Source organism: Lamprobacter modestohalophilus, assembly GCF_016583905.1.
Lineage (GTDB): Bacteria > Pseudomonadota > Gammaproteobacteria > Chromatiales > Chromatiaceae > Lamprobacter > Lamprobacter modestohalophilus.
The window spans coordinates 1-6,767 of the sequence record NZ_NRRY01000096.1 but is presented as its reverse complement, the minus strand read 5'-3'; the positions used below and the strand labels follow the sequence as shown (position 1 = coordinate 6,767).

The window sequence follows — 6,767 nt, the reverse complement described above, 5'->3', positions numbered from 1 at the left end:
CGCCCAAGCATGCCTCTTGGCTGAACCAAATCGAGATGTGGTTCTCCATCTTGGCGCGCAAAGTGATCCGCCGCGGCAACTTCCTCTCGGTCGATGATCTTCATGAGAAACTCGCCAACTTCATTGATTTCTTCAACGACAAGCTGGCCAAGCCGTTTCGCTGGACCTATACCGGGAAGCCACTCGCGGCTTGATTGGCTGGTCGGTATCAGGATTTTCACAGCAAAGCACTAGTGCCAGGCTACCGCAAGCGCTTGCGTGAGCCGGTGATCCATGCGATCGACCATGTGGTGACGCTGGTCGATGGCTTCCCAGCCCCGTTGGCGGCTGGGCCAGACGGCTATCGCAACGACGTCCGACTCGCCGCCCTGTTCGCCTCAATCCAGGACATGCTGCAGCTGTTCAGCCGCGATCGGGCACTGACCGACTACCGCTCCGGCCCCGAGGACCGGGGCTCCGAGCAGATCAGCGCCCTGCTCCTGGCGCGCCGCACGGAGCGCAACATCCTCGGCATGGACCTGATCGGCGATCAGGTGCGGCGCGACGTGGCTCAAGTCTCGGTGAGCTTCTCGGGACATCACCTGTTAGAGCCGCAAGCGAGCGCGGAGGAGTGCCAGCGCTTACTGAAGCGCCGCGCCTTCGATCACCTGTTGGTGCTAGCCCTGGGTCAAATCGCCGAGACCGGGATGCAGCGCGATGATCTGCAGCGCCAGCGTGATCTACTCCAGCGCCAGCTGCAGGCGATGAAGCGCGGCAGCCTGAGCTTCGATACGCCCGAGGCGAGCCGCACCGAGCAGGCCGCGCTGCAGACCGAGCTCGACAGCCTCGCTCAACAACTGCAGGCGCTCGGCGCCCATGCAGACGTACTGAAGCTGCATCTGGACATCGTCGCCGAGCGGCTGGCAACGGCGGAGCAGCAGCTCCGCAAACAGGAGGTCGAGCTATGCCTGAGCCCGATGAATATTCGCCTCGACCGCAGCGACCCATCCGCGCGCCAGATGGTCTTCCAAGAGCTGGAGAGCGCCCGCGGGGAGCGCGCCAGCCTGCTGCCGGTGCTGATCGCCACGCGCGATCTGCCCCACCGCGAGGATCTCGTCACCGCCGCCGAGCGGTACCTGTGACACGCGACCGATCAAGTCTCGATCAATCGACCGTGGAGGCATAGGGCCGAGCGCCAAAGGCCTAGGGCCGACATTGCGCGATGGTGCTGCGCGGCGGCCCTCGGCGCTTGGCCGCCTCTGAGCAACACGCGGGCTTCGCAACGGAGCGCCGTTATCTCGTCGGACTGAGGCATCGCCTCGCTAGAGCTTGATCGCCGGAGCAGCTGCTGCATAGCGCATGCTGGCGGCGCTCAAGCAGCGAGCATCAAGTCCAGCGCCGCGGCTCGAAGTCAGCGCGATTCTTCAGCTCCATCACCTCCTCGCCAACGGCAGCCACCAGAAAGCCGTTTCGTTCGGCGTAGCGTAGGACACTGTTGTCCACGCTGAGTGTCGCCAGCAGTCCCACGACGGGCAGTGCAGCGTACTCTGGGAAGAACTCACGAAAACGCTCGATCTGCAGGATGAAAGCGTCCACGTCGGCGCTACGAAGGGTCGCCTTGGTGCTGTTCAGCACGATCAGCTCATCCGTAACGGCCAAGGCGTCAATCTCCTCGCGACGACCGTCGGACAGACGACGCTTGAAGCGGACGACGATGTCGCGGGGCTCTTCGCCGAAGGTCTCCCGAACGATGCGCGACAGGCTCGGGTAGACCAAGTCCTCGACGATGGTGCCGAGCTTGTTGGCAAGATCGCCCCATTTGCGATTCATCTCAATGCGCTCACGGCGGCTGGCCTCCTGATCTGCCCGCACCTCGTCCTTGAAGACACGCATCTCGTCTTTGAAGTCGCTCATCTCATCCTTGAACGCGCCCATTTCACCCTTGAAAAGGCTCATCTCCTCCTTGAACTCGCGCATCTCCTCCTGTAACCGCTGGAGGCCCTTCTGCGTCTGAATCTGGACGTTGTAGAGCTTGTTGAACTCGATGCCAACGCTGGTCGTAAAATCGGCAAGGGCCGTTTCGAGGCGGTCGACTCGTTCTACTACTGCAGCCATTGCTCTGTTCCTCGCGATCCGCGATCTGGGTCTCAATCTCGCTCGTTGGATACTACTCGGTCGATCGGCGCTCGCACAAACGCAGGGCCGATTGATGCAGATCGGCTGGCTCGCCGGCACCACCGCCACCGCACTGCTGCGCGAGCACCTGCCAACGCTCAAGCTGCGCTTCGTCAACGTCGTCGACCTGTACAAACTGCAGCCGGCAAGCGAACATCCGCACGGCTCCAGCGAGCGCGAATTCGATGCCCTGTTCACCACCAACAAGCCGGTGATCTTCAACTTCCACGGCTACCCCTGGCTGATCCATAAGCTCGTCTACCGGTTCAAGAATCACGAGAAGCTGCATGTGCGCGGCTACAAGGAGCGCGGCAACATCAACACCCCGCTGGAGCTCGCAATCCTGAACCAGACCGACCGCTTCACGCTGGTGATCGACGTCATCGACTGGGTGCCGGGTCTAGCCGCACGCGCAGCACATCGCAAGGAGCAGATGAAGAACGAGATCATTCGCCACCTCGCCTATGCCCACGGGCATGGAACCGACCCGGAGGAGATCGCCAACTGGGTCTGGCCGTTGTAGGCTGCCAATAGGGATCGGAAGTTTCACATTGCGGCACTAGGCTGTCGCGAGGAATGAATCGCATCGATCGAGAGCGATGCAACAACTGGAGAGACCATGAAGTTCGTCATCCTCGCGCTTTGCCTGATTGCTGCCTTCACCGCCACGGATGCGGACGCACGCCCCCGCATCGGCCTGGTGCTGGCCGGCGGCGGCGCCAAAGGCTCAGCCCATATCGGCGTGCTCAAGGTCCTTGAAGAGCTGCGCGTGCCGATCGACGCCATCGCCGGCACCAGTATGGGTGCGCTGGTCGGCGGCGGCTACGCGTCCGGCCTCAACGCGGCCGAGATGGATGAAGCCGTCACCTCGGTCGACTGGAATCAGCTGTTCGACGATGATCCCCCGCGCGCCGAGTGGCCCATGCGCCGCAAGGAGGAGAGCCTACGCCCGACCTTCGGCTTCGCCATCGGCCGGCGCGATGGCGAGTTCCGCCTGCCCAAAGGGGCGATCTCGGGGCAGGAGGTGCTCTTGTACTTGAGTCAGCTGACCAACGGTGCCGAGGGGGTCGCGCACTTCGATCAGCTCCCAATCCCATTTCGGGCCGTCGCCACCGACCTTGAGACCGGCGAGATGGTCGTCATCGACCAGGGACCACTGCCGCTGGCGATGCGCGCGAGCATGGCGGTCCCGGGCGTGTTCGCCCCTTTGGAGACCGATGATCGGATCTACGTCGACGGTGGACTGGTGCGTAACCTCCCGGTCGACATCGCGCGCGAAATGGGCGTCGACCGACTGATCGTGGTCAAGCTCGACTCCACCCCGCCGAGCCGCGAGCAGCTGAGCACGGTGCTGGGCAGCTTCGGGCAGATGATCAACTTTGTCTTCGCCCAGAACGAGGCGCGGTCGCTCGCCGAGATCGATCCCCGACGCGACATCCTGGTCCGGCCACAGCTCGGTGACATCACACCCGGCGACTTCGACCGCGGGCCAGAGGCCATCGCCACCGGCGTCGAGGCCGCACGTCAGGTCTCGGACCAGCTCGCTGGCCTGGGGGTGAGTCCGGCCGAGTATGCCGACTGGCGGGCGTCGATCGAGCGCCGGCGCCAGCCGATCGAGCATATCGACGAGGTCCGCGTCGTCGGCCTGGAGCGGGTGAATCCAGATCTGTTCGAGCCCGTGGTAGAGCGGCACCAGGGCCAGCCGCTCGACCGCAGCCAGCTCAAGAGCGACCTCAACCGCCTCTACGGGCGCGGGGAATTCGAGCGGGTCAACTATCGCATCGAGCGCGAGGATGGGCGCAACCTGCTGATCGTCGACGCGGTCGAAAAGGCTTGGGGGCCGGGCTATCTCAACTTCGGCCTCGGCCTCACCAACGACTTCGAAGGCGACAGCCGGTTCGGATTGCGCGCGACCTATCGCCAGACCTGGATCAACGCGCTCGGCGGCGAATGGCTGAGCAGCATCAATCTGGGCAACGAGCCGCATCTGTTCTCGGAGTTCTACCAGCCGTTCGATACCGCGCGGACCGCCTTTGTCGCACCCTACATCGATCTGGGCAAGGTGCCGCTCAGCGTCTTCCAGGGCAACGACCGTGTCGCCCGCTACGACATCGCGCGCTACCGCGTCGGCCTGGACTTTGGCACCACCTTCGGGCGCTTCGCTGAGCTCCGCGTCGGCCTGTTGGCGGGTCAGGTCGACGCCAACGTGGACACCGGCTCGTCCCAGGTGCCCGAAGTTCAGAACACCGAGACGGGCATCCGCGGCCGCCTGCTCTACGATACCCGCGACAGTGGCGGTCTGGCCCGCAGCGGCAGTTACATCAAGGCTGATCTACTCGCGCCACTCGAATCCCTAGGCGCCGACGTGCAGTACTTCAGAACCGAGATCCTGGCCGGCAAGGCCATCAGCGGCGGACCCAACACCCTGACCCTGAACCTGCGCGGCGGAAGCGCATTCGGCGACGAGATGCCCTATTACGATCAGTTCCCGCTCGGTGGCTTCCTCAAGCTCTCGGGTTATGCCAACGAGCAGTTCCGCGGCAACAAGTACGCCTTCGGCAGCCTGGTCTACCAGCATCAGCTCGCCACACTGACGCCGCCGCTCGGCAAGGGCCTCTATCTCGGTGCGTCACTCGAGGCCGGGCGGCTGTGGGAGGTCGACGAGAAGCTAAGTCCTGAAGAAACCCGCTACGGCAGCAGCCTATTCTTTGGCGCTGACACCTGGCTTGGCCCCTTCTACTTCGGGCTCGGGCTCTCGGGCGATGGCGATACCACCGGCTATGTCATCCTTGGTAAACCCTAGGGAGTGCCGACCGACTTAGCGTCAGGGATTGATTCCAACTCGGCGTCGGCCTAGCTCGCGTCCTGAGTCTCGGCAAACAACCGCTCAATCTCCTCGGGCGCGACCGGACGGCTGAACAGATAGCCTTGCGCCGCGCCACAGCCCTTGTCGCGCAAAAAGGCCGCCTGTGCTTCAGTCTCCACGCCTTCGGCAATCACAGCCAGATCCAGCGATCGGCTGATCGCGATCACCGCATCGCAAAGCGCCATGTCGTTGCGATCATCGGGAATATCGCGCACGAAGCTTTGGTCGATCTTGAGCTTGGTGATCGGCAGCCGTTTGAGGCGGCTGAGTGAGGAATAGCCGGTGCCGAAGTCGTCGATCGCAATGCCGACACCTTGCAATCTCAAGGCTTGGAGCCGTTCCACGCCAAGGTCAGCACGACGCATCACAAAATTCTCGCTCACCTCAAGATCAAGGCACTGCGGCGGCAGGCCCGTCTCGGTCAGGATGCGCTCGACGTCGGCGACGAAGGCGCGATCATGGATCTGCCGGCCAGCGACATTCACCGCAATGATGCCGAACTCAAAGCCCTTGTTGAGCCAGCGTCCGCCCTGCTCGCAGGCGCTGCGCAAGACCCAACGCCCGATCTCCCGGATCAGACCATTCTGCTCGGCGATGCGGATGAATCTGGCCGGCGCGATGGTGCCCTGCTGCGGATGATCCCATCGCAGCAAAGCCTCGACACCAAGCAGCCGACGCGACGACAGATCGACCAGTGGCTGATAGACCAGCCGAAACTCCTCGTTGTCGAGGGCATCGCGCAGGGCATTGTCGAGAAAGACCTGCTCGAAGGCCGCAGCAGTCATCTCCGCGGTGTAGAACTGATAGGTATTCCCACCCTCTTCCTTGGCGCGGTACATGGCCGCATCGGCATTGCGCAACAGCATCGCTTCGGTGTCGCCATCATCTGGGTACAGACTGATGCCAATACTGGCGGTTGCTCCAACCTGGCTGCCGTCGATCATCACCGGGGGGGCCTTGATCATCCCTTGGTCCAAAACTGAGTATTCCGGTAGGCGATCAACCACGCTGAAGGCGTGGCAGGAGCGCCGGGTCGGCGTACCCTTGGAAGTGCAAACTGACCGAGGGAAAAGCCGTTGCCCGATGCCCCTACCGCTGTTGACTCTAGTGCAGATCGATGCCCCACGCCAATCCATGATCGCCTGGATCGCGCCAAGCATCGGCAGGCGGTGGCGCACGCGCAGCAGGCTGGGCAGAGTCAACGCGCGGCGATCACCCGTGCCAGCCTCGCACGTAGCACCGTGCGGCACTGGAACGCACCCCCTGTGACATCGGCCGCGGCCCCGGCCGCGCTGGCGGACTTCATCGAGACGCCCGAGGGTGTGGAGTGGCTGCGCCGGGTGCAGATGGCCGCGCACTGGTGTATCTGTGAGCAAGGCGGCGCCGGCGTGCGCGTGGTCTGCGACTTTCTTGAGCTCAGCGGGTTGTCGGCCTTGACCGGTGCCTCCTACGGCACGCAGCAAGCGTTCCAGGCGGAACTGGAGCGGCAGATCGTCAGCAGTGCCACCACGTTGCGCGAAGTGCTAGCCAAGACCATGCCGCATCGGCTGCTGAGCGTCGTCGAAGACGAAACCTGGCAGGACGGCATGCGCTTGGTGGCGATTGAACCGGTCTCGAACTTCATCCTCCTCGAGCAGGTGAGCGCAGCGCGCTCGGCAGCGGCCTGGAGCCAGGCGCTAGAGCGCGGGCTGGCGGGGTTCAAGGTCACCGTGGTGCAAGGCATCAGCGATGAGGCCAAGGGACTGCT

General features: G+C 63.6%; 5 protein-coding genes and 2 pseudogenes. 5 read left to right on the top strand and 2 right to left on the bottom strand.

The window, feature by feature from the left end; all coding sequences use genetic code 11:
• Together CKO42_RS25275 and CKO42_RS25270 are read left to right on the top strand one after the other, a co-directional pair.
• Positions 1-194 (top strand): annotated as a pseudogene (locus CKO42_RS25275) (IS630 family transposase); the annotation flags it as partial.
• Between the two features lie 39 nt (positions 195-233).
• Positions 234-1,121, top strand: coding sequence for a hypothetical protein (locus tag CKO42_RS25270; protein ID WP_200251589.1), 888 nt, complete (start codon positions 234-236; stop codon positions 1,119-1,121).
• Positions 1,122-1,365: 244 nt separating this feature from the next.
• Here the strand turns inward: CKO42_RS25270 and CKO42_RS25265 are convergent, their stop codons facing one another.
• Positions 1,366-2,094, bottom strand: a complete 729-nt coding sequence (locus tag CKO42_RS25265) for a hypothetical protein (protein ID WP_200251591.1) — start codon at positions 2,092-2,094, stop codon at positions 1,366-1,368.
• A gap of 94 nt (positions 2,095-2,188) precedes the next feature.
• On the opposite strand from CKO42_RS25265, the gene CKO42_RS25260 reads away from it, so the two are divergent.
• Together CKO42_RS25260 and CKO42_RS25255 are read left to right on the top strand one after the other, a co-directional pair.
• Entirely contained in the window at positions 2,189-2,677 is a 489-nt protein-coding gene (locus CKO42_RS25260) for a phosphoketolase family protein (protein WP_338035007.1), read from the top strand.
• A 96-nt stretch (positions 2,678-2,773) separates the two neighbouring features.
• The gene (locus tag CKO42_RS25255; protein ID WP_200251584.1) at positions 2,774-4,957 is read left to right on the top strand and encodes a patatin-like phospholipase family protein; all 2,184 of its coding nucleotides are present in this window, start codon (positions 2,774-2,776) and stop codon (positions 4,955-4,957) included.
• A 50-nt stretch (positions 4,958-5,007) separates the two neighbouring features.
• On the opposite strand, the gene CKO42_RS25250 is transcribed toward CKO42_RS25255, so the two are convergent.
• The gene (locus CKO42_RS25250; RefSeq protein WP_200251579.1) at positions 5,008-5,985 is read right to left on the bottom strand and encodes a putative bifunctional diguanylate cyclase/phosphodiesterase; all 978 of its coding nucleotides are present in this window, start codon (positions 5,983-5,985) and stop codon (positions 5,008-5,010) included.
• A gap of 204 nt (positions 5,986-6,189) precedes the next feature.
• On the opposite strand from CKO42_RS25250, the pseudogene CKO42_RS25245 reads away from it, so the two are divergent.
• Positions 6,190-6,767, top strand: a pseudogene (locus CKO42_RS25245) (DUF6399 domain-containing protein); the annotation flags it as partial.